Raw genomic sequence first — 21,627 nt, forward strand, 5'->3', positions numbered from 1 at the left:
ACACCTCGCGTTCCGCAACTGCCGTGTGCGGCCGGTCGAAGCCCGTCAGTCGATCGTGACCTCGAGTTCGAGCAGGCCGAGGTGGGAGGGTGCCCTGCCGCCATTCGTGCGGAACTCCTCGGGCGTCGAGTTGACGACGTCGTAGAAATCGGCCTGATCAGTCGGTACGAGGGTGCTGCCGTCGTCGCGCCGGAGGAACGCCGGCGCGTCCGTGCCTTCGATCAGTTCGCGTTGTTCCTGCCACTCCTCGCCGGCGTAGACGAACGCGCCAAAGGAGAATCGGCCCGCGGCGAGCGCGTCGTGTTTCGAAAGGAACGCGCCCGCCTCTTCGGCGTTGAACTCCTCGTCGCTCACCCAGGCGATGGCCGCGATGTCGTCCGCCTGGAGGAGGTAGAAATCCCAGGAGCGGGTCGCGTCGAACACCGCCCAGACGCTCCGGGGCCCGATGGTGTGGACCTCGACGCTGAACGCCGGGACGATCTGCGCCCCCTCGGGCTCCGGGACGAAGGTGGCGTCGTAGCCCGGCGCGCGGATGCCCCGGTCGTGGTAGGCCATCCCGTCCATCTCGATGTCGGCGTCGATCCGATCGATAATCCCCTGGACGGTGGCTCCGCCCTCCGCCTCGAGGTGCTCGAGGAAGTCGGGAAACCGGGAGACGTCCGACCACGGGAGATCGTCGCCCGCGCTCATGCGTTTCGACCTCCGAAAGCCGTTCGCGATCGGCACCGATGCCCGCTGCGTCCCGTCGCACCGGTCGAACCACGGGTCGCTCCACCGACGGCGTCGTACATGTTCGATACTGGGCGGCGGCGCGGATTAGGCTTTCCGACCTCGGCCGGCGGTCTCGACGCGCTTCGCGAATCGACGTCTCTCGGCTCGCGGAGCGCGGGGCGACAGCGAGAGCACCGGAGCGACACGTCTTTTTGACCGGGACGGGCAGTGTGAGGTATGGATCCAAAGCGGGAACTCACCAGCGTCGACCTCGCCGCCCTCGTCGGGGAACTCGGGGCCTACGAGGGGGCGAAGCTGGACAAGGCCTATCTCTACGGCGACGACCTCGTTCGGCTCAAGATGCGGGATTTCGACCGGGGTCGCACGGAACTCATCATCGAAGTCGGTGAAACCAAGCGGGCCCACACGGTCGCCCCCGAGCGCGTTCCCGACGCCCCCGGTCGCCCGCCCCAGTTCGCGATGATGCTCCGCAATCGCCTCTCCGGCGCGGACTTCGCCGGCGTCGAGCAGTACGAGTTCGACCGCATCCTCGAGTTCGTCTTCGAGCGCGACGACGGCACGACCCGGCTCATCGTCGAACTGTTCGGGCAGGGCAACGTCGCGGTCACCGACGGCGAGTACGAAGTGATCGACTGCCTCGAGACCGTCCGGCTCAAGTCCCGCACCGTCGTCCCGGGGTCGCGCTACGAGTTCCCCGACTCCCGGACGAACCCGCTGACGATTTCCCGCGAGGCGTTCGATCACGAGATGAACGACTCCGATACGGATGTCGTCCGGACGCTGGCGACGCAGCTCAACTTCGGCGGCTTCTACGCTGAGGAGCTGTGTACCCGCGCCGACGTCGAGAAGGGACTGGACATTCCGGACGCGGACGAAGACGTCTACGACAGGCTCTACGAAGCGATCGAACGGCTCGCGCTCGATATCCGGAACGGCAACTTCGACCCGCGGCTCTACGTCGAGGGCGGCGACGAGGACGACGAGAGCGGCGCGGACGGCGGTGCTGACGACGCCGCGACCGATGACGCCGGTGACGAACACGTCGTCGACGTGACCCCGTTCCCGCTCGAGGAGCGCTCGGCGCTGGCCGCGGAGCCGTACGATTCGTTCCTGACCGCGCTGGACGACTACTTCTTCCGGCTCGAGCTGGACGACGAGGAGGAGCCGGACCCGACCGATCAGAAACCGGATTTCGGGTCTGAGATCGCCAAACACGAGCGCATCATCGAACAACAGCAGGGAGCCATCGAGGGGTTCGAGCAGGAGGCCGACTCGCTGCGCGAACAGGCCGAACTGCTCTACGCCGAGTACGGACTGGTCGACGAGATCCTCTCGACGATCCAGGACGCCCGCCAGCAGGAGCGCCCGTGGGACGAGATCAGGGAGCGTTTCGAGGAGGGAGCTGACCGCGGTATCGAGGCCGCCGAGGCGGTCGTCGACGTCGACGGCAGCGAGGGGACGGTCACCGTCGATATCGACGACGAGCGGATCAGTCTCGTCACGCAGCAGGGCGTCGAACAGAACGCCGACCGGCTCTACACCGAGGCCAAGCGCGTCGAGGAGAAAAAGGAGGGCGCGCTGGCGGCCATCGAGAACACCCGCGAGGATCTCGAGGACGCCAAGCGCCGCCGCGACGAGTGGGAAGCCGACGACAGCGAGCGCGCGGACGACGACGAGTCGGACGAGGAGGGCGAGGGCGCCAAACGCGACTGGCTCGCGGAGCCGTCGGTCCCGATCCGCGAGAACGAGCCGTGGTTCGATCGCTTCCGCTGGTTCAAGACGAGCGACGATTTCCTCGTGATCGGCGGGCGCAACGCCGACCAGAACGAGGAACTCGTCAAGAAGTACCTCGAGCCCGGTGACAAAGTTTTCCACACGCAGGCCCACGGCGCGCCGGTCACCGTGCTGAAGGCGACCGATCCCAGCGAGGCCTCCTCGAGCGATATCGATCTCCCCGAGTCGAGCATCGAGGAGGCCGCCCGGTTCGCCGTCTCCTACTCGTCGGTCTGGAAGGACGGCCGCTACGCCGGCGACGTCTACGCCGTCGACTCCGATCAGGTCACGAAGACCCCCGAGAGCGGCGAGTACCTCGAGAAGGGCGGGTTCGCGATCCGCGGCGATCGAACGTATCACCGCGATACGCCGGTCGACGTTGCCGTCGGCATTCAGTGCGAGCCGTACACGCGAGTGATCGGCGGACCGTCATCGGCCATCGAGGGCCGGGCGGTGACGACGATCGAACTCGAGCCCGGCCGGTACGCACAGGCCGACACGGCGAAGCGACTCTACCGCACGTTCCGCGAACGATTCGAGGACGAAACGTTCGTCCGCAAAATCGCGAGCCCCGACCGGATCCAGCACTTCATGCCGCCGGGCGGAAGCCGGGTCAGCGAGGAGTGAGGCGACCGCAGTAGTCACGGTTCCGCGGTAGCTGCTTCCGCTCACTTTGCCCATGTGAGGGTGGGCTGCAACTGCCGGGCCCACGACTACACGGCCGACAGCCGATGCACTGCCCATGGTGGATATCGATACCGACACCGACACGGAACCGGAACTCGGCACCGCAACCATCGTTTACCAGACGCCGGGTGAAGACGTCGAGCGAGTCACCGTGGACAACGATCGGATCGCCTACTTTCAAGAGCACTGGCTGTTCGCGTACGGGACCGACGACGACGGCAACGACGTCGTACGCCGCGTCCCGAAAGAGAGCGTCCACTACGTCGAACGCTCCGTCGAGGAGATCGAGGAAACGTTCGAATCCGGCCTCGAGAAGGCGAAAGGGAAACTCGAGGAACTCAGGGACTGACCGCACCGGCGATCCGCGCCCGCCGGTCGGGTCTACCGTCGTTCGACGGGCGATTCGTCCATGTGCATCTCGTGGATCGAGATTCGAATGTCGGAGGCGTCGTCGAACTCGGTCGTCGGCTGGCCGGTCCGGTCTCGTTCGAGACGGTCGTCGTTGCGTTCGGTTCGATGGATCGTCCGCCGTTCGGACTCGTCGTACGCCGACCCCATCGCGATCAGGAACCCGACCATCGCGGTCACGAGCGCGACGGCACCGATCGCGACCGCGCCGATCGAGGCCACGACACCGGTGAGGACCTGTCCCGAAACCAGCAGCGAGACTGCCGTTACGGCCGCGATCAAGCCGATCAGTCTGCCAAGGCGACCGGTGTCGAGGCCGTGGTATTTCTTCTCGCCGGTGGTGTCGGATAACACCGACAGGATCCCATCGTACGAATCGTCGGTCCGGGCGTTTCCGAGGGAGTGAATCGATTGTGCGACCCACACGCCGGCCGTGAAGTTGAGGAACGCGACGAACGAGACGAGTCCGAGCTGTCCGTCGATGAACAGCCCCGTCACGACCGCACCCGCGAACGTTATCGCCATGATAACGTGGGTCAGGAGCGAACGAGCGCCGAAGTCTTCTAACTGAGCCGTGTATCTGAGGTTCATACCCGAATAGAAGTCTGCAGTGCGGATAGCGTCAGTCCCTACCTATGTCAACCGGATAAGATTTCGCGAATTTCGGCTGCTGTGACCGGATGTTACGTCGACAGGTTAGGTGAAGGCGCAAACATGGCTCGTACTCCTGAACGAGTGGCAGCTCAGAGCAGATGTTTTTCGGCCATCGAGCCGAGGAGTGGAAGGCTCGTCCGCCTCCCCTGGAACGCCGTGACCAGGAGGTAGAGCCAGACGAGCAGGAGGGCGAATCCGAGTCCCATCTGCGAGAGGAACGATACCACCGTTATCAGGAAGCCGAGGAGATCGCCGACGAGCATCGCCATGACCGTCGTGGCGATGTTGAGCGTCACGTAGACCAGTATCGAGGCGAGTCCGAAGACGATGCTCTGGGCAGCGTGGAAGCGGGCGAACTCGTTGTCGTCCTCGAGGAGGTAGACGAGGATGCCCGTCAGGGGCGAGAACAGGTACGATATCGCACCGACCACGTTCTCGTCTGGACCGAGACTGGTCGCTGTCGGTTCGACGGGTTCCGCTCCAGCCACTGGTTTGTTGGTTGTTGACATTAGTAAGCTACCAGAGAGACGCTGACAGGGTATTTTACTGTATCGTTTATATTTCATACGAGTGTACTACATCCCTGTATGAAATAAACAGCCGCAAATCGAGACATCCTCGTGCAACGGAGAAACCGACGATCGACTCACGACGTCGGGCACGACATCTACACATGCGGATCGCAGGGCACTTACCGACATCCCGAGAACGAACGGCCATGCAGATCAAAGACCGGGAGCAGGTCGAGGGTGGCCGCGAGCGGGTCACCGTCGTGCCGGAGAGCGTTGACGATCTCTGGCACCTGCAGTACGTCCTCGAGCCCGGCGACCGCGTCGCGGGTGACACGACCCGGCGCATCCAGCGCAACGACGACCAGATGCGGGATACGGGCGGCGAGCGCGAGCACATGTGGGTCGCAATCGCCGTCGAGACCGTCGAGTTTCACAAGTTCGCCAATCGGTTGCGAGTCGGCGGCGAGATCGTCGCCTGCTCGCGCGAAGATCAACTCGGCTTTCACCACACGCTCAACGTCGAGGCGCGCGACGAACTCTCGATCGAGAAGCGGTTCAAACCGGATCAGAAGGCCCGCCTCGAGGAGGCCGAGGAAGCGACGGAAAACCCCGACGTCGCCATCGCGACCGTCGAGGAGGGGCAGGCCCACGTCCACTCGGTCGCCCAGTACGGCACCGAGGAGCGAGCGACGATCACCGGGACGACCGGCAAGGGCGAGTACGCCCGCGGGCGTTCGGAACTGTTCGAAGAGCTCGCGACGGTCCTCACGCGCCTCGAGGTCGACGCGATCATCCTCGCCGGTCCCGGCTTCACGAAGCAGGACGCGTACAAACACCTCGAGGAGAACGAGCCCGAGGTCGCCGACCTGATCACGATGGTCGACACGGCGGCCGTCGGCGACCGCGGCGTCCACGAGGTGCTCAAGCGCGGCGCCGTCGCCGACGTCCAGGAGGAGACCCGCATCGAGAGCGAGGCCGAGTACATCGACGAACTCACCCGGCGGATGGCCGAGGGCGCGAAGGCGGCGTACGGACCAGAGCAGGTCCAGCAGGCCGCCGAGTTCGGCGCCATCGAACGGCTGCTCGTCCTCGACGATCGGCTACAGAAAGAACGCGGTCCCGACGGCGAGTGGGCGATCAGCGTCGACGACATCGTCCGCACGACGGAACAGAAAGGCGGCGACGTGACGGTCTTCTCGAGCGAGTTTCCGCCCGGCCAGCAGCTCTCCAATCTCGGCGGAATCGCGGCATTGCTTCGGTACCGCCTCGAGTAGGCGTGCGACGACCGTCCGTTTCGGTTACTCGACGTGTACTTCGTCGCTGGCCTCGATCAGCTGGATCAGCACGGAGGCGAACAGCGATCCCGAGCTCCAGAACGCGGTCTCGTTGCCGTCGCCGATCACGCTCAGGAGGATGCAATCGTCGTCGACGATAGCGATCCGTCCCGATCGCTCGTCGTCCGATCGGTGTGGTGGCGGCTGTTCGACGTCGACGCGTTCGAGGTCGGCGAAGCGATCCCGAATCGCTTTCGTTCGGCTGACGACGAGTCCCTCTACGCCGGCCGCCGCGCGCTCCGCGATGGCCCGTTCGATCGAATCGGTGACGAGTTCCGGGTGACGGGTCCCGAAGACGATCCGATCTTCCGCCTGCGAGAGGATATCGGCGGTTCGATCGTCGACCCGGTCGCGACCGCGAACCGTCCAGATGTCCTCTTGCGTCTCCTCGCCAGTCGGCTCGTTCTTGACGGTTTCGACGTACTCGAAGGCCCGATCCCGTTCGCGCTCGAACTGAGTTCGGAGGGTGTCCCGCGCCTCGTCGACGCTGACCGGCCGGTACCGGATCGGGTTCGACTGCTGGACCTCGAGCAGGCCGCGGTTCTCCAGACTCTCCGCGACGCTGTAGACCTGCGAGCGCGGGACGTCCGTGATCTCGCCGACGTCTCTCGCCGTCCCCGCGCCGAGCCGGTGGAGCGCGATAAACACCTTGGCCTCGTAGCTGGTGAGCCCCAGTTGTTCGAAGGCGTCGACGGCTTCGTTTTGATCGCCGCTCACTCGCCGTCACCCTGCTCGGAGACGGTTCCGCCATCGCTCGCGGTTGCCGTTCCCGATCGCACACCTTCCGTGTCGAACGAGACGTCCGGGCCGAAATATCGCGTCCACAGCACCAGCAGCGTCGGGAGGACGACGACGCTGGCGAGGAACGCGTAGGTGATCGTCAGCCCGGTGATGATCCCGAACTGACGGAGGGCGGGGAGGATCGCGAAGGCGAGCGTCCCGAAGCCGCCGACGGTGGTCGCGGCACTGCCGAGCAGCGCCCCGCCGGTGCCGGTGACGGTCGTCCGCAGCGCGGACCAGACGTTGCCCTGGCGCTCGAGTTCGAGTCTGTAGCGCTCGCTAACGTGGATGCTGTAGGCGACTCCGAGCCCGACGGTGAGGCTCGTGATCATCCCCGTCAACACGTTGAAGGGCATTCCGATGAGGTACATCGTCCCCAGGATCCAGCTGACGGAGAACGCGACCGGCAGCAGGGTGATGGCACCCAGGGAGGCGCTGGCTCCGGTCAGCCAGTAGGCGGCGGTCAGGAACAGGAACACCGCGACGAGCGTGATCACGAGGCTCTCGAGGACGGTGTCTAACAGGTCCTGTTCGACGATGTGGCTGACGATCGGATCGCCGGTGGCGATCGCGCTCCAGCGACCGTCGCTTCCCGCTTCGAACTCGTCGGCCATCGTCCGCATCTCGGTGGTCGTCTCGCTGGCGGTCGCGTTCCCCTGAACGCCGACGATCATCCGAGCCGACTGGTACTCTCCGCCGTCGTCCCGGTGGAGGACCTGACTCGCGGCTTCCCCGTCGACCGCGAAGAGCTGATCGTACAGCGCCGAGACGTTCTCGTCGGGAACGCCGTCGCCGTCGGTGTCGGCAGCGGTGAACGACTCGTTGAACGATTCGTTCTGTCTGGCTGCTCGTTCCATCGTCGAGAGCGGGTCCTGGATGTCGGCTTCGCCGGTCGCTAACGTGTACGCGATGCCGTCGTCGTCGGCGGCGTCGGTCCGCGTCTCGTTGATCTTCGTGAGGAACTCGTCGTCGTCGACAGCACCCTCGACGAGTATCTGTGCCTGGCTGTCCTCGCGCTGGAAGTGCTGGTTGACGAACTCGAGGTCGTCCTTGGCGTGGTACTCGCCGGGAGCCATTCCGCCGGGCAACTTCTCGGTCCACGCCGGGGGACTCTCCGCGAGGAAGTCTTCCTGCTGGAAACTGGTGTCGACCTGCGTCGCGCCGTACGCGCCGCCCGCGGTGAGCAAGACGACGAGGACGAGGACGACGATCGGAATCCGTCGGGCCGCGCTCGAGCCGACCGTCAGGATCTCGCTGAAGCGCCCGCCGCCGGTCCCGAAGGCGCGCTTGCGGCGATCGTAGCCGCGGGACTCGAGGAACTCGTCGATCTCGATCTTGGCGGCGGGGATCAGCGCGCCGAAGACGATCAGCGCGGCGACGATGCCGACCGAACTGACGATCCCGAACTCTCGGATGGGGCCGATCGGACTGACGAGATTCGAGAGGAAGCCGATGACGGTCGTGGCCGTCACCCAGACGAGGGCGGCACCGACGCCGCCCAGCGCGATCGCCATCGAGCTGCGGACGGATCCGCCGGTGCCGTCCGCTTCACGTTGTTCCCGATGGCGCATAAAGACGTGAATCGCGTAGTCGATCGACAGGCCGATCAGGAGGACCGGCACCGCGACGAACATCTGGTTGAACGCGATGTCCGCCCAGCCCATGAAGCCGAACGTCCAGACGAGGACGGCGACGATGCCGACGACGCCGAGGAGGATATCGAGCAAGTCGCGGTAGGCGAGTAGCAACGCGACGACGACGAACAACATCGCGAGCGGGCCGACGATAGCCAGACTGTCGCCCATCGATCGGTTGATCTCGTCAGTGATGACGCCGCCGCCGAAGACGAGGTACTCCTGGTCCTGTGTTTCGGCCGACTCGCGAATCTCGAGTTGACTGTCGATGATCTCGTCGCTGACCGCGCCGCCGCCCATGCCGCCCGCGCCGTCGCCGGCGGTCGACTGGGTGATCGACGTCATTCGGGTGTCCGCCTGCGTACTGCCCGGCTCGTAGGACGACGGCATGAACGCGATCGCGACGTTGTCCTCCGCGCTCTCTCCCGACAGCGTTCGCTCGAGGAGCCGTTCGTACTCCTCGTCGCTCAGGTCCTCGAGGGCCTCGATCTGGGCCTCGAGAGACGGCTGCGCTCGGTTCGTCCCGTCCCCGGACGCGTCGGTCGTGTTGTTCCCGTCCGCCTGACGCTGCTGGCGTTGCGCGCCCGACTCGTTCGGTTCCGGCGCTTGATTGCTCCTGATCGCACTGATCGCGACGATGTTCTCGACGCCGGTGATCGACTGGTTCTCGACGAGCGTCGCGTTGATCGACTCGTCGGCTCGTATCTCCTGCTGGAACTCGAGCGACGATATCAGCGACTCCTTCTCGAGAACGTTGTCGCCACGGACGATCAGCTGAACGCTGGTCGCGTTCTCCCGTTGCTCGCTCGCGAAGTTCTCGTCGATACGCTCGAGGGCCTTCGCCTCGTCGGATTCGCTCTCGAACTGGGAGAGCGAGGAGTCGTCGTCGACCATCGGCATCCCGGCTCCGACGAGCGCCGTCAGGAGCAAGAGGACGACGAGGACGACCCGCGTGTGCGCGGTGATGGCGTCCGCGAGCCGGTCGGGGACGCTCATTCGGTCACCTCTCTGTTCGTCCGTGAGAATTCGGTGGGGACCATTCTGTTGTTACGATCCTACAAACTCGTCCGTATATACGTGTTTGGAAGTCACGGTCACGTCTCCGAACTGGCACAACCGCTATACGAGAGGCTGGAAACAGGGTTCAGACGGAGCAAAATGCGGATCGGCGCGATCGTGGAACTGTGACGGTGACGCGGTTGTCGCTGTGCTGGCTACTCGATCGAGACCGTTTTGAGATCCTCGGCGAACCGAACGTCGCCGTCGTAGTGAGTGCCGATCGACTCGAGCATCTCGTCGTGGCGGCCCTCGGTGTGGGGATAGAGATGGGTGAGGTAGACTCGGCCGATCTCCCGGCCGGCCAGTTCTCGGCCGAGCGCGTCGGGCGTCGGGTGGTTCGAGACGTCGACGTCGTCGGGAAACGAACAATCGTGGGCGAGGATCGCCGAACCTTCCGCGAAGTTCGCCAGTCCCGCGAAGGCCTCGCTGTCGCCGCTGAACGTGAAGAGATCGCCGAAGCGGTAGGCCAGACACGGCAGCGAGTGGCGAGTCTCGTAGGCGGAGACGTCGAACCCGGCGACGGAAAACTCGCCGGCGACGACCTCGCGAACCTGTATCTCGAGTTTGTCCTGCATGTACTCGTAGACGTCGAGCAGGTCGTCGACCAGCGCCTTGGTCCCCTGCGGGCCGACGACCTCGAGGTGCTCCTCGCCGGCGAGCCAGCGGGCTTTCAGCAGCGGGAGCAGATCGGCCACGTGATCGAGGTGGTGGTGGGTCAGGAGAACCGACGAGACGTTCTCGTAGCCGACGCCGGACTGCTGGAGCCGCTGGAGCGAGCCGGCACCGCAGTCGATCAGCAGCGTCCGTCCGTCCTCCTGCACGAGAAGTCCCGCCTGAAAACGATCCCCCGTAGGCATGGCGCTTCCAGTACCGAGAAAGGTGACACGCATACGAGGGTGTGGAACGCCCGAGCCGATAAGGGTACCTTTCGTCGTCCTCGCGGTATCGTTCGTCCGCCGGAGAGCGAAGCGGGACCGTGGCGCCATCTCCGATCGAATCGGAGGGATACCAGCGCCCGAGTGGTGGGGGCTGACGGTGGAAACCGAGGCCGTAACGGAATCGTGAGCGCGCTCGAACCGCCCGAACGGCACAAAGATTCAAGCGATTTGATTCCACACCATGGGGTATCGTTCGATGTATTCGATTTCGACGCCTCGAAGCCGCCGGCGCTCGAGCGGCGAGCGTCCCGTCGATACCGACGGTATCGCTCACGCCACCGACCGGCGAGTGAGACGATGATCGGCCACCTCGATGACTCGTTCCCGCCGGCGGTCACGAAGACGACGCTCTACCGGATCGTCGGCTGGGTCCTGCGGGTGTACGTCGCCGGCCTGCTGATCGTCGGCGTCTACAGTCTCCTGTGGGTCCTCGAGGTCGCCGGCTGCTTCCCGGGCGCTGGCTGTCGACGGTGTGGCTCGGCGTCGCCGCGACCGGCGTCCTCTTCCTCATCCTTCTCGTTCCCCTCTATTACGTGGCTCGAGCGACCGATCGCTGACCCGAATCGGTCGCCGACCGCGCCGTCGGTGCTCGACCTCCCGGCCGGACCGACCTTTCGGCGGATTTATCGCCGCGTCGATCCGACCCACAGTACGAACACCTCCATGACAGTCGTTCTCGCCGGCGTCGGCGCCGACAGCACGAACGTCGGCGCGCTGGCTCCCCTCTACGACGACGGTCGCTTCGAATACGTTCCGATCCCGGAGAAGACCCGTGAGACGACCGAAACGGAGACCCTCGGTTCGTGGACTCTCCGTGCCGATGACGGGACCGCAGCGGACCTGACGACCCGTATCACGCCCCAGCCGGTCCACGACGGGACCGAATCCGTCACCGGCGACGCGCTCGCGGACTGGCCGCTCCACCGCGATCCGAACTTCGAGGCGCTAACCTACGGCGAACACCGGACCAGCGGCTACGTCTCGCGGCTCCGCGCGCTCGAGCCGGGAGACGTCGTCGGCTTTTACGCCGGACTGCGTCGGCCGGGCGGGGAGCGCGCCCACCGCTACCTGATCGGGTATTTCACCGTCGAGCAGGTGGCCGTCGTCGGCCCCGAGGTGCCCCCCGACGAGCGCGAAGCGATCCTCGACGCGCATCCGGAGAACGCGCACGCGAAACGCGCCCGAGGCGCCGATCTCTACCTCGAGAAGCCGGTCGTCATCGTCGACGGCCGCACGCCCGGCGGGCTCTTCGAGCGGGAGCCGATCCGGCTCAGCGACTACTACGTCGCTGCGGGCAACGAACGGCCGCAGTACTACTTGCGCGACGAAATCGAGTCCGAGTGGAACGTCCGCGCCGGCGGGTCGAACATGATGTTCAAGCCGGCCTACCGCTGTGAGCTCTCGGGGTCGGCGTTTCGGGAACTGGTCGGCGTTCCGGGAGCGCGAACGATCGACCAATCCGGTCGCACGTGACGGCGACGGCGCGCGAGGAGTCGCTGGCGGACAGAGTGAGACAGAACGACCCGTATCGTCCCGTTCGCCGCCGTCACGATCGGTCCTCGAGCCGGTCGAGAACCGACGCGATGTCGTCGAAATTTTCTCCCCGCGTTACCGCCACCCCCGGACCCCGGTACTCGATCACGTCGTGGGCGTCCAGTCTCGGGAGGTGGTTGTGGACCAGGGCGATGGTGATCGTTCGTCGGGCGGCGGGTCCCGAATCGTCGTCCCCGCGGATGCGATCCGACGAGACGAGCCGGCGGGCCAGCTCTTCCGGCGTCCCCCGTTCGATCGTCCGAAGCACGTCGAGAACGGAGTAGCGCGTCGGGTCAGAAATGAGCGTGCGGATCGTCCGCGTCTCGAGGGTCTTCGATTGAGACTGAGACATACAGTTTCCGTTCTCGCGAATCGGGACAGCGATATCCCCTACCCAGTTAGGGTCGGTTCGTCAATTCGATTTCGGTTCCGCATCGATCGGTTTCATGTGGCGATACGTCAAAGGACGGGGCAGTGACGACTCCCGACGACACGACGCGGCGACACGAGCGCGTCGAGCGCCACGCGACGCCCGGGCCGCGCAACTCGCTGGCCCATTGGACCACCGCCCGCGGCCCCCTCCGGGTCGCGATCAACTACATCGTCGTCTGGCTCGTTCGAATCTCGCCCAGCCTCCGGCTCAAACGCTGGCTGCTGGGGCGTCTCGGCGTCACGGTCGGCGAGGGCGTCTCGTGGGGTCTCGAGGCCACGCCCGACGTCTTCTGGCCGGAACTGATCACCGTCGAAGCGGACGCGATCGTCGGCTACGACGCGACGATCCTCTGTCACGAGTTCCTCCAGGACGAGTACCGGACCGGCGAGGTCGTCGTCGGTGAACGGGCGATGATCGGCGCGGGCGCGATCGTGCTTCCCGGCGTCGAGATCGGCGAGGGAGCCCGGATCGCGGCGAACTCGCTCGTGACCCGCGATGTCCCGCCCGGGGCGACGGTGGCGGGTGTGCCGGCCGAACCGATGGGTGAACCGAGAAACGGCGAGCGGGACTGAGATCGGCCTCGAGCGAGCGGTGCACGCGGGTCGCGCGCGAGCGGCTACTGGCGGCGCGGGTATTGATCCCTCGATCGGCGACTCACCGGTCGCTGGTAGGGTGGTGACGAAGCGGGAAAAACGGACTCGAGACCCAAACGCGGCCCCAGAATCGGGGACTTACAGCGACGACCAGGACTTGCGGGCGACGTTCCAGGAGGTGATGTCCGCGATCCAGCGGGCGGCGATCATCTTTTTCAGGTTCTTCGCCGGGTAGCCGCCGAAGGTGTCGACGGGGAGGGAGATGCCGAAGGCGGGTTTGACGCCGTGGGCGACGGCCTTCTCGCCGACGGAGATGACGGTCCCCTTGTCCTCGTGCTCCCAGGTTTTGAGGGGACGATTCTCGATCGCGCGGGCGATGTTCTCGCCGGCGACGTCCGCGGCCTGCCAGGCGGCCTGGGCCGTCGGCGGTGCGGGCTGGTCGCCTTGATCGATGATCGCCGAGTCGCCGATGGCGAACACGCGCTCGTCGGAGGTCTGGAAGTTCGCCCCGGTGGTCACTCGGTTGTGTTCGTTCTCGAGGTCGACGCCGTCCATCGCGTCGCGACCCGTGATCCCGCCGGTCCAGACGAGCACGTCGTGATCGAGGGGGTCGCCCTCGTCGAACTCGATGTGGTCCGCGGTGGCCTCGGTGATCGGGTCGTCCGTGTGGATCTGGACGCCGGCCTCCTCGAGCAGGTCGCGCAGCGCCTGCTGGACTTCCGGATCGTTGCCGGGGAAGATCTCCTCGAGCGCTTCGACGAGGTGGATCTCGATCGGCGCGCGGTGTTCGTCGCGGAATTCCGCGATCTCGCCGGCGGTCTGGATGCCCGAGAGGCCGGCACCGCCGATGACGACCTGTGCGGGGTCGCCGCGCGTCGCCTCCTGACTCGCTTCCGTGACGGCCTCGTTGATCTCGAGGGCGTCGTCGAGACTCTTCAGCGTCAGGGAGTGCTCCTCGAGGCCGGGGATGCCGTAGTAGGCGGTCTGGCTGCCGAGACCGACGAGAACGTAGTCGTAGTCGACGTCATCGCCGTCGGCGAGTTCGACGGTCCGTTCCTCGACATCGAGACCGGTGACTTCGTCCTGAATGAACCGGGTCGACGGATCCGCGATCCGGTCGACCGGGAACGTGATGTCCGAGCGAACGTTCGGATCCCGGATCACGCGGTGGGATTCGTGCAAAACGAGATGATAGTCGACGTCAGCGATCCAGGTCAGCCGAGCGTTGCCTTCGAGCTCCGACTGGAGCTTGTTGACCGCACCGGTACCGGCGTAGCCGGCACCGAGCACGACGACGTTCTCAGTCATACGCAACACTGCGAAACACTATGATACAAAGGTGTTGAAACGGGAATCAGTGTGCCTTCGGTTCTCATGCCGAGGAGTCGCTCGTGGGGCCGGTTCGACCCGGCTCATCGAAGCCGATCAGAGAATCCGGTTCCCGAACGCGCTCGCGGTCAGTTCGGCCGCGAGCGTCGCCGTCTCGTTCGCCTCGTCTAAAATCGGATTGACCTCGACGACGTCCATCGATCTGAGTAGTCCGCGGGCCTCGTCGCGTCGAGAGATCGCCTCGAGCGCGGCGTGGGCTTCGCGGTAGGTGACGCCGCCGCGGACGGGGGTGCCGACCCCGGGCGCCGCCCTGGGGTCGAGCCAGTCGAGATCGAGGCTGACGTGGACGCCGTCGGTCCCGTCGGTCGCGACCGCGAGCGCGTCTTCGACGACCGCGGAGACGCCCCGCTGGTCGATGTCGGACATGGTAAAGGCCGTCATCTCGCTCTCTCGAATCAGTTCGCGCTCGCGGCCGTCGATGCTCCGGAGGCCGACGTAGGCGATCGACGACTCCCGGAGGCCGGCCGCGGGTGCCCACTCGGTCTCACCGAACGCGCCGCGTCCGAGGGCCGCGGCCAGTGGCATCCCGTGAACGTTCCCGCTGGGTGACGTTTCCGGCGTGTTGAGGTCCGCGTGGGCGTCGAACCAGATCGCGCCGAGATCCGCGGCTCGCGCCGAGCCGTCGAGCGACCCGATCGCGACCGAGTGGTCGCCGCCCAGGACGAGCGGAAACTCGCCGTCGGCGAGCGTCGAGGCGACTCGATCGCCCACGCGCGAACAGACGTCCTCGACCTCCCGGAGGAATTTCGCGTGTCCCCGACTGGGCTGGTCGGCGTCCGGATCGCGCTCCTCGGCCCGCGGCATCGAGAGGTCGCCGTCGTCGATCGGTTCGACGCCCGCTCGCTCGAGGCCGTCGGCCAGGTCCGCGTATCGGATGGCCGAGGGCCCCATGTCGACACCGCGGCGGTTCGCCCCGTAGTCCATCGGTGCGCCGATGATTCTGACGGTTCGTCCCATACGTGCGCTACGCCGTCGACCGGTTTGGTCGTGGCGATGTCGACGGCGGGTATCGTGACGATGCAGCCGGTCGGTTTCGTGGTGGTTCGCCGGAAGCGACGATCCGGTCCGACGCTGCGATAGCTTTAGGGTTAGACGCGTCTAATCCCGGTACAGCATGATGCTGAGCGACGTGATGGAAGATTACCTCAAAGCGATCTATCAGCTCCAGCGCGAGACGGACGATCGGATCAAGACCTCCGAGATCGCGGCGGAGTTGGACGTCACGTCGCCGACGGTCACGAGCATGCTCGATAAACTCGAGGCGCGCGAACTCGTCGACCGCGAGAAGTACCGCGGGGTGACCCTGACCGACGAGGGCGAAACCGTCGCTCTCGAGGTCGTCCGGCACCACCGGTTGCTCGAGGCGTACCTCACGGAACACCTCGATTACGACTGGTCGGAAGTCCACGCGGAAGCCGATCGGCTCGAACATCACATCAGCGAAAACTTCGAGGCCCGCGTCGCCGACGCCCTCGGCGAGCCGACGGTCGACCCCCACGGATCGCCGATCCCCGGCGCGGACCTCGAGCCGCCGGAACGCCCCGACGGCGAGGCTATCACCGAGTTCGAGGCGGGGACCGTCGTGACCGTCGCCGAAGTCGCCGACCAGGATCCGGACGTGTTGTCGTATCTCGCCGAGCACGGCGTCCAACCGGGCGTCGAACTGGAAATCCTCGAAATCGCACCGTTCGGGATGGTGACGGCTCGCTCGAGCGACGCAGACGAGCCGGTCTCGCTCCCCGAGTCCGTCGCCCATCACGTTCGAGTTGCGACGCCCGCGGAGCCCGCACCGTCGTCGTAGGACGGGGACCGCTCGAGCGGTTCGGTCAGTCCGGGGTGGTTCCAATCGAACGGATGCAAATTGCTGTGGCGCGAACGAACCGAAACTTCTTCGCAGCGCCGGCTCAACCGTCACAATACTGCCAAAACGCTCGGCTCACCCGCCGGGTTTAAGGAATCCAAATACGAATATATCACTATGTCATCCATCGAACTCACCCCCAGCCAGAAGAAAATCCTCCGCGCGCTAACGAATCTCCACAAGGAGACCGAAGACGCCATCAAAGGGGAAGATATCGCCGAACAGGTCGACCGCAATCCGGGGACGATCCGCAACCAGATGCAGAGTCTCAAAGCCCTGCAACTGGTAGAGGGCGTACCGGGGCCGAAAGGGGGCTACAAACCGACGGCCGCCGCCTACGAAGCGCTCGAGATCCAGCAGATGGACGAGCCCGCAGCGGTCCCGATGCAACACGAGGGCGAACCCGTCGACGACACCATCATCGAGGAGATCGATCTCTCGAGCGTCCACCATCCGGAACTCTGCCGCGCTGAGATTCACATCCAGGGGACCCTCAGCGACATTCACGAGAACGACTCCGTCACCGTCGGCCCGACGCCGCTTTCGAAACTGGTCATCGAAGGCACCGTCGACGGGAAAGACGATACGAACAACATCCTCATCCTGCGCATCGACGACATGGTCGCGCCCGCCGAAGAACCGGCACACTGAACGGGCTGTCGGCCGCGTTCACCACGCTTCTCCGCCGAGCGCCTGCGCTGGCGTTCGACAGTTGCGACGCGAAAACGGTCGGGAGTCAGCGTCATACGGCTGCTGTAACGGTTTCCCAGCGCGACCGCGATCCGGCCTGCGGTCGCGCCGGAAATGACGTACAGCAGTCCGTATCAGTATCGCAACGGGACCTCGAGCGGTCAGTTCGGATCGTCGACTGCGTCGTCAGCGTCGGCGACCGCCGACGCCGGAATCACGTCGACGCTCGCGACCGCGTCGCCGTCGTCGACTTCCATCACGATCACGCCCATCGTGTTCCGGCCGACGGTCGAGATTTCGTCGACACGGGTGCGGACGATCTGGCCGCGCTCGCTCATCATCACGAGCTGGTCGTCCGTATCGACCGCCTTGACGGCCGTCACGGGGCCGTTTCGTTCGCCCGTTTTGATGTCGATTAGCCCTTTGCCGTACCGTGACTGGGTGCGGTACTCGGAGAGGAGCGTCCGTTTGCCGTAGCCGTTCTCCGTGACCGTCAGCAACGCCTGTCCGTCGTCCTCGTCCGTCGCGACCAGTCCCGCCACGGCGTCACCGTCCTGGAGTTTGATGCCGTTGACGCCGCGGGCGTTCCGGCCCATCGCGCGGACCTCGGTCTCGTCGAAGCGGATCGTCATGCCGCCCTCGGTCGCGATGACGAGGTCCTGAGAGCCGTCCGTCACGTCGACGTCGACCAGTTCGTCGCCCTCCTCGAGGTCGGCCGCGATGATCCCCGTCGAGAGGATGTTGTCGAACTCCTCGCCGGCGGTGCGTTTGACGTAGCCGTGTCGGGTGACCATCGTCACGAACTCGTCGTCGTCGAAAGCGTCGGTGTCGACGATGGCCGTGATGTCCTCGCCGGGATCGAGGTCGAGGATGTTGATCGCCGATTTCCCGCGGGCGGTCCGGCCCATCTCGGGGATCTCGTAGGTCTTGAGCCGGTAGACTTCGCCCTGATTCGTAAAGCAAAGCAGGTAGTCGTGGGTGTTGGCCCGGAAGACCGTCGTAACCCGGTCGTCCTCTTTGACGTCGGCGCCGATGATCCCTTTCCCGCCGCGACCCTGGGGGTCGAAGCCGTCGATCGGCATCCGCTTGACGTAGTCGTCCTCTGTCATCACGACGAAGACCTCCTCCTCGGGGATGAGGTCCTCGTGGGTGACCGTGCCCTGATCCTCGACGATCGAGGTTCGGCGGTCGTCGGCGTACTCGTCTTTGATCTCGCGGAGTTCGTCTTTGATGACGGCGAGCAGTTCGGACTCGCTCTCGAGGATCGCGGTCAGGCGCTCGATCTCGGCCTGCACGTCCTCGTACTCGGATTCGATCTCGGCGGCCTCCATCGAGGTGAGACTGCCGAGTTGCATCCGGACGATGTGGGTGGCCTGGTCCTCGGAGAAGTCGTAGGCCTCCCGCAGCGCCGCTTTCGCGGCCGATCGGTCCTCGCTGTTCCGGATCAGTTCGACGACGTCCTCCGCGTTCTCGACGGCCGTCATCCGACCCTCGAGGATGTGCGCCCGGTCCTCGGCCTCCTGGAGGTCGAACTCGCTGCGCCGTCGGACGACCTCTCGGCGGTGGGAGATGTACTCCGCCAGGGTCTCCTTGAGCGAGAGCACGCGGGGCTGGCCGTCGACCAGCGCGAGGTTGATGACGCCGAAGGTCCGCTCGAGGTGGTTCTCGAGCAGTTTGTTCTCGACGACCTCCGCGTTCGCGCCGCGTTTGAGTTCGACGACGACGCGGACCCCGTTGCGGTCGGACTCGTCGCGCAGGTCGGAGATGCCTTCGATCTCGCCCTCGTTGACGTCCTCGGCGATGCGCTCGACGAGGCGGGCCTTGTTGGCCTGGAAGGGGAGTTCGGTGATGACGATCCGCTCGCGGTTCGACTTCCACTCCTCGACTTCGAACTCGGCGCGGACCCGGAGTCGACCGCGGCCGGTCTTGTAGGCCGAGTAGATGGCGTCCCGGCCGACGATGTTCGCGCCCGTCGGGAAGTCCGGTCCCTTGACGTGTGCCATCAGGTCGTCGACGGTCGCGTCGGGGTTGTCGATCAACTCGATCGTCGCGTCGATGACCTCTCCCAGATTGTGCGGCGGGATGTTCGTCGACATCCCGACCGCGATCCCGGAGGAGCCGTTCACGAGGAGGTTCGGGAACGCCGCCGGCAACACGTCGGGCTCCTGCAGGCGGTCGTCGTAGTTCGACGAGAAGTCGACCGTGTCCTTGTCGATGTCCTCGAGCAGTTCCTCGGCGAGCGGGGCCATCCGCGCTTCAGTGTATCGCGGCGCGGCGGCGGGGTCGCCGTCCATCGAGCCGAAGTTCCCCTGGCCGTCGATCAGCGGATAGCGCATCGAGAAGTCCTGTGCCAGCCGAACCAGGGTGTCGTAGATCGCGCTGTCGCCGTGGGGGTGGTAGTCACCCATCGTCTCCCCGACGATCGAGGAGGACTTGCGGTGGCTGCTCCCGGAGGAGACGCCCATCTCGTGCATCGCGTAGAGGATGCGCCGGTGGACGGGCTTGAGCCCGTCGCGGACGTCGGGGAGGGCGCGACCGGCGATGACGCTCATCGCGTAGTCGATGTAACTCTGCTCCATCTCGTTTTCGATACGGACGTTTTCGACTGACCGCGCCTCGACGTCCGTCGGATCGGGTACGTCTGAACTCATGTAGTTATAGTAAGATCTCTATATGTCGATCCACTCTGCTTCCGGCGCGTGGTCCTTGATGAACTGCTTGCGGGGTTCGACGGCGTCGCCCATCAGGACGGAGAACATCTTGTCCGCCGCGGCCGCGTCCTCGATCGTGATCTGCTTGAGGATGCGGTTGTCGGGATTCATCGTCGTCTCCCAGAGCTGTTCGGGGTTCATCTCGCCGAGCCCCTTGAACCGCTGGACCTGCGAGGGGTTGCCGTCGCACTTTTTCGCGACGATCTCGTCGCGCTCGGCCTCGGTCATCGCGTCGTAGGTCTCGCCGCGGTAGCGGATGCGGTACAGCGGGGGCTGAGTCGCGTAGACGTAACCGCCCTCGAGCAGCGGGCGCATGTGCCGGTAGAAGAACGTCAACAGCAGCGTCCGGATGTGCGCGCCGTCGACGTCGGCGTCCGTCGCCATGATGATCTTCTTGTAGCGGATGTTCTCGACGTCGAACTCGTCGCCGATCCCCGCGCCGATCGCGGTGATCATGTTCCGGATCTCGTCGTTCTCGAGGATCCGATCCAGGCGGTGTTTCTCGACGTTGAGAATCTTCCCCTTGATGGGGAGGATGGCCTGGAAATCAGGGTTCCGGGCTTGCTTCGCGCTGCCGCCCGCGGAGTCGCCCTCCGCGATGAACAGTTCCGCTTCGTCCGGATCCTTGGTCTGACAGTCGGCCAGTTTGCCGGGGAGGGAGGTCGAATCGAGCGCCGACTTCCGGCGCGTCAGTTCCTCGGCCTTCTGGGCGGCCATCCGGGCCTTGGCCGCCTCGACGGCCTTCATCACGATCGCCTGGGCGGTGTCGGGATGTTCCTCGAAGTAGGTGCCCAGTCCCTCGTGCATGGCGCTCTCGACGATCCCGCGGACTTCGCTGTTGCCGAGTTTCGTCTTCGTCTGGCCCTCGAACTGGGGATCGGGGTGTTTGATCGAGATGACCGCGGTGAGTCCCTCCCGGATGTCCTCGCCGGTGAGGTTCTCCTCGAGATCGGAGAGCAGGTCGTTCTCGTTGGCGTAGTCGTTGACCGTCCGCGTGAGGGCGGTTTTGAACCCGGTGAGGTGGGTTCCGCCCTCACGGGTGTTGATGTTGTTCGCGAAGGCGTGGATCGACCCCTGTAGCTCCTGAGTGGCCTGCATCGCCACTTCGATCTGGATGTTCTGGTCCTCGTCCTCGAAGTAGATGATGTCGTCGTGCATCGCCGAGCGCGTCTCGTTCAGATACTCGACGAACTCGCGGATGCCGCCGTCGTACTCGTAAGTCTCGGAAACGGGTTCGCCCTGGTCGTCGTCCTCGCGCTCGTCGCGGAGCGTGATGCGGACGCCCGAGTTGAGGAAGGCCAGTTCCCGAAGCCGGTTCGAGAGCGTCGAGAACGAGATGTCGCCCGTCTCGAAGATGCCGGTGTCGGGCCAGAATCGGATCTGCGTGCCCGTCTCCTCGTCCGGTTCCATGTCGCGGACGCGCTCCATGTCGCCGACGGGTTCGCCGGCCTCGAACGCGTGGCGGAAGACGCCGCCGTCGCGCTTCACCTCGGCCTCGAGGCGCTGGGAGAGGGCGTTGACGACGCTCACGCCGACGCCGTGGAGGCCGCCGGAAACCTGGTAGGACTTGTTGTCGAACTTGCCCCCGGCGTGGAGGACGGTCAGAATGACCTCGAGTGCGGGGCGGTCGTACTCCTCGTGCGTGTCGACGGGGATGCCGCGGCCGTCGTCGGCGACGCTCACCGAGCCGTCCTCGTGGATGGAGACGGTGATGTCGTCGCAGTGGCCGGCCAGCGCCTCGTCGATCGAATTGTCCACCACTTCGTAGACGAGGTGGTGGAGGCCTCGAGAATCGGTAGAGCCGATGTACATCGCCGGTCGCTTTCGCACGGCCTCCAGGCCTTCTAAGACCTGAATCTGCCCGGCGCCGTACTCGCTTTCCTGGGACATGTAAAACCTGCTTTCG

Annotated in this window: 18 protein-coding genes; 7 read left to right on the forward strand and 11 right to left on the reverse strand. The window is 65.4% G+C overall.

Annotated features, from left to right (window positions below; all coding sequences use genetic code 11):
- Positions 1-45: 45 nt before the first annotated feature.
- Positions 46-690 carry a hypothetical protein gene (locus AC0QDI_RS01470; RefSeq protein WP_474664541.1) on the reverse strand — a complete coding sequence of 215 codons (645 nt, stop codon included), beginning with the start codon at positions 688-690 and terminating at the stop codon, positions 46-48.
- A gap of 258 nt (positions 691-948) precedes the next feature.
- Here AC0QDI_RS01470 and rqcH point away from each other — a divergent pair, with 258 nt between their 5' ends.
- Positions 949-3,132, forward strand: a complete 2,184-nt coding sequence (gene rqcH / locus AC0QDI_RS01475) for a ribosome rescue protein RqcH (RefSeq protein WP_474664543.1) — start codon at positions 949-951, stop codon at positions 3,130-3,132.
- 115 nt (positions 3,133-3,247) lie between these two features.
- Positions 3,248-3,541: a hypothetical protein gene (locus AC0QDI_RS01480; protein WP_474664545.1), complete on the forward strand. Its 294-nt coding sequence runs from the start codon at positions 3,248-3,250 to the stop codon at positions 3,539-3,541.
- A 32-nt stretch (positions 3,542-3,573) separates the two neighbouring features.
- Here AC0QDI_RS01480 and AC0QDI_RS01485 read toward each other — a convergent pair whose 3' ends face one another.
- Complete coding sequence (locus AC0QDI_RS01485) at positions 3,574-4,191, reverse strand: hypothetical protein (protein ID WP_474664547.1); 618 nt, start codon at positions 4,189-4,191, stop codon at positions 3,574-3,576.
- 152 nt (positions 4,192-4,343) lie between these two features.
- Complete coding sequence (locus AC0QDI_RS01490) at positions 4,344-4,763, reverse strand: DUF4870 domain-containing protein (protein ID WP_474664549.1); 420 nt, start codon at positions 4,761-4,763, stop codon at positions 4,344-4,346.
- 209 nt (positions 4,764-4,972) lie between these two features.
- Between AC0QDI_RS01490 and AC0QDI_RS01495 the strand changes: the two genes are divergently transcribed.
- Complete coding sequence (locus AC0QDI_RS01495; protein WP_474664551.1) at positions 4,973-6,040, forward strand: mRNA surveillance protein pelota; 1,068 nt, start codon at positions 4,973-4,975, stop codon at positions 6,038-6,040.
- A 24-nt stretch (positions 6,041-6,064) separates the two neighbouring features.
- Here AC0QDI_RS01495 and AC0QDI_RS01500 read toward each other — a convergent pair whose 3' ends face one another.
- The 3 genes from AC0QDI_RS01500 to AC0QDI_RS01510 form a co-directional block, all read right to left on the reverse strand.
- On the reverse strand, positions 6,065-6,817 hold the full coding sequence (locus AC0QDI_RS01500) for a TrmB family transcriptional regulator (protein WP_474664553.1): 753 nt from the start codon (positions 6,815-6,817) through the stop codon (positions 6,065-6,067).
- Complete coding sequence (locus AC0QDI_RS01505) at positions 6,814-9,510, reverse strand: efflux RND transporter permease subunit (protein WP_474664555.1); 2,697 nt, start codon at positions 9,508-9,510, stop codon at positions 6,814-6,816. The genes AC0QDI_RS01500 and AC0QDI_RS01505 overlap by 4 nt, the downstream gene beginning before the upstream one ends.
- 218 nt (positions 9,511-9,728) lie before the next feature.
- On the reverse strand, positions 9,729-10,463 hold the full coding sequence (locus AC0QDI_RS01510) for an MBL fold metallo-hydrolase (protein ID WP_474664557.1): 735 nt from the start codon (positions 10,461-10,463) through the stop codon (positions 9,729-9,731).
- A 711-nt stretch (positions 10,464-11,174) separates the two neighbouring features.
- On the opposite strand from AC0QDI_RS01510, the gene AC0QDI_RS01515 reads away from it, so the two are divergent.
- The gene (locus AC0QDI_RS01515; protein ID WP_474665643.1) at positions 11,175-11,984 is read left to right on the forward strand and encodes an Nmad3 family putative nucleotide modification protein; all 810 of its coding nucleotides are present in this window, start codon (positions 11,175-11,177) and stop codon (positions 11,982-11,984) included.
- A gap of 73 nt (positions 11,985-12,057) precedes the next feature.
- Here the strand turns inward: AC0QDI_RS01515 and AC0QDI_RS01520 are convergent, their stop codons facing one another.
- A complete protein-coding gene (locus tag AC0QDI_RS01520; RefSeq protein WP_474664559.1) occupies positions 12,058-12,396 on the reverse strand; it encodes a DUF7344 domain-containing protein in 339 nt (112 codons plus the stop codon).
- Between the two features lie 122 nt (positions 12,397-12,518).
- Between AC0QDI_RS01520 and AC0QDI_RS01525 the strand changes: the two genes are divergently transcribed.
- Complete coding sequence (locus AC0QDI_RS01525; RefSeq protein WP_474664561.1) at positions 12,519-13,049, forward strand: acyltransferase; 531 nt, start codon at positions 12,519-12,521, stop codon at positions 13,047-13,049.
- 159 nt (positions 13,050-13,208) lie between these two features.
- Here AC0QDI_RS01525 and AC0QDI_RS01530 read toward each other — a convergent pair whose 3' ends face one another.
- Together AC0QDI_RS01530 and rocF are read right to left on the reverse strand one after the other, a co-directional pair.
- Complete coding sequence (locus AC0QDI_RS01530; RefSeq protein WP_474664563.1) at positions 13,209-14,378, reverse strand: NAD(P)/FAD-dependent oxidoreductase; 1,170 nt, start codon at positions 14,376-14,378, stop codon at positions 13,209-13,211.
- A gap of 117 nt (positions 14,379-14,495) precedes the next feature.
- A complete protein-coding gene (gene rocF / locus AC0QDI_RS01535) occupies positions 14,496-15,416 on the reverse strand; it encodes an arginase (RefSeq protein ID WP_474664565.1) in 921 nt (306 codons plus the stop codon).
- Between the two features lie 157 nt (positions 15,417-15,573).
- On the opposite strand from rocF, the gene AC0QDI_RS01540 reads away from it, so the two are divergent.
- Entirely contained in the window at positions 15,574-16,260 is a 687-nt protein-coding gene (locus AC0QDI_RS01540; protein ID WP_474664567.1) for a metal-dependent transcriptional regulator, read from the forward strand.
- Between the two features lie 177 nt (positions 16,261-16,437).
- Positions 16,438-16,971: an Rrf2 family transcriptional regulator gene (locus AC0QDI_RS01545; RefSeq protein WP_226042140.1), complete on the forward strand. Its 534-nt coding sequence runs from the start codon at positions 16,438-16,440 to the stop codon at positions 16,969-16,971.
- 200 nt (positions 16,972-17,171) lie between these two features.
- Here the strand turns inward: AC0QDI_RS01545 and gyrA are convergent, their stop codons facing one another.
- A complete protein-coding gene (gene gyrA, locus AC0QDI_RS01550) occupies positions 17,172-19,661 on the reverse strand; it encodes a DNA gyrase subunit A (protein ID WP_474664569.1) in 2,490 nt (829 codons plus the stop codon).
- Positions 19,662-19,679: 18 nt separating this feature from the next.
- Positions 19,680-21,611, reverse strand: coding sequence for a DNA topoisomerase (ATP-hydrolyzing) subunit B (gene gyrB / locus AC0QDI_RS01555; protein WP_474664571.1), 1,932 nt, complete (start codon positions 21,609-21,611; stop codon positions 19,680-19,682).
- Between the last annotated feature and the right edge of the window lie 16 nt (positions 21,612-21,627).

Source organism: Natrinema sp. LJW11 (assembly GCF_056135975.1).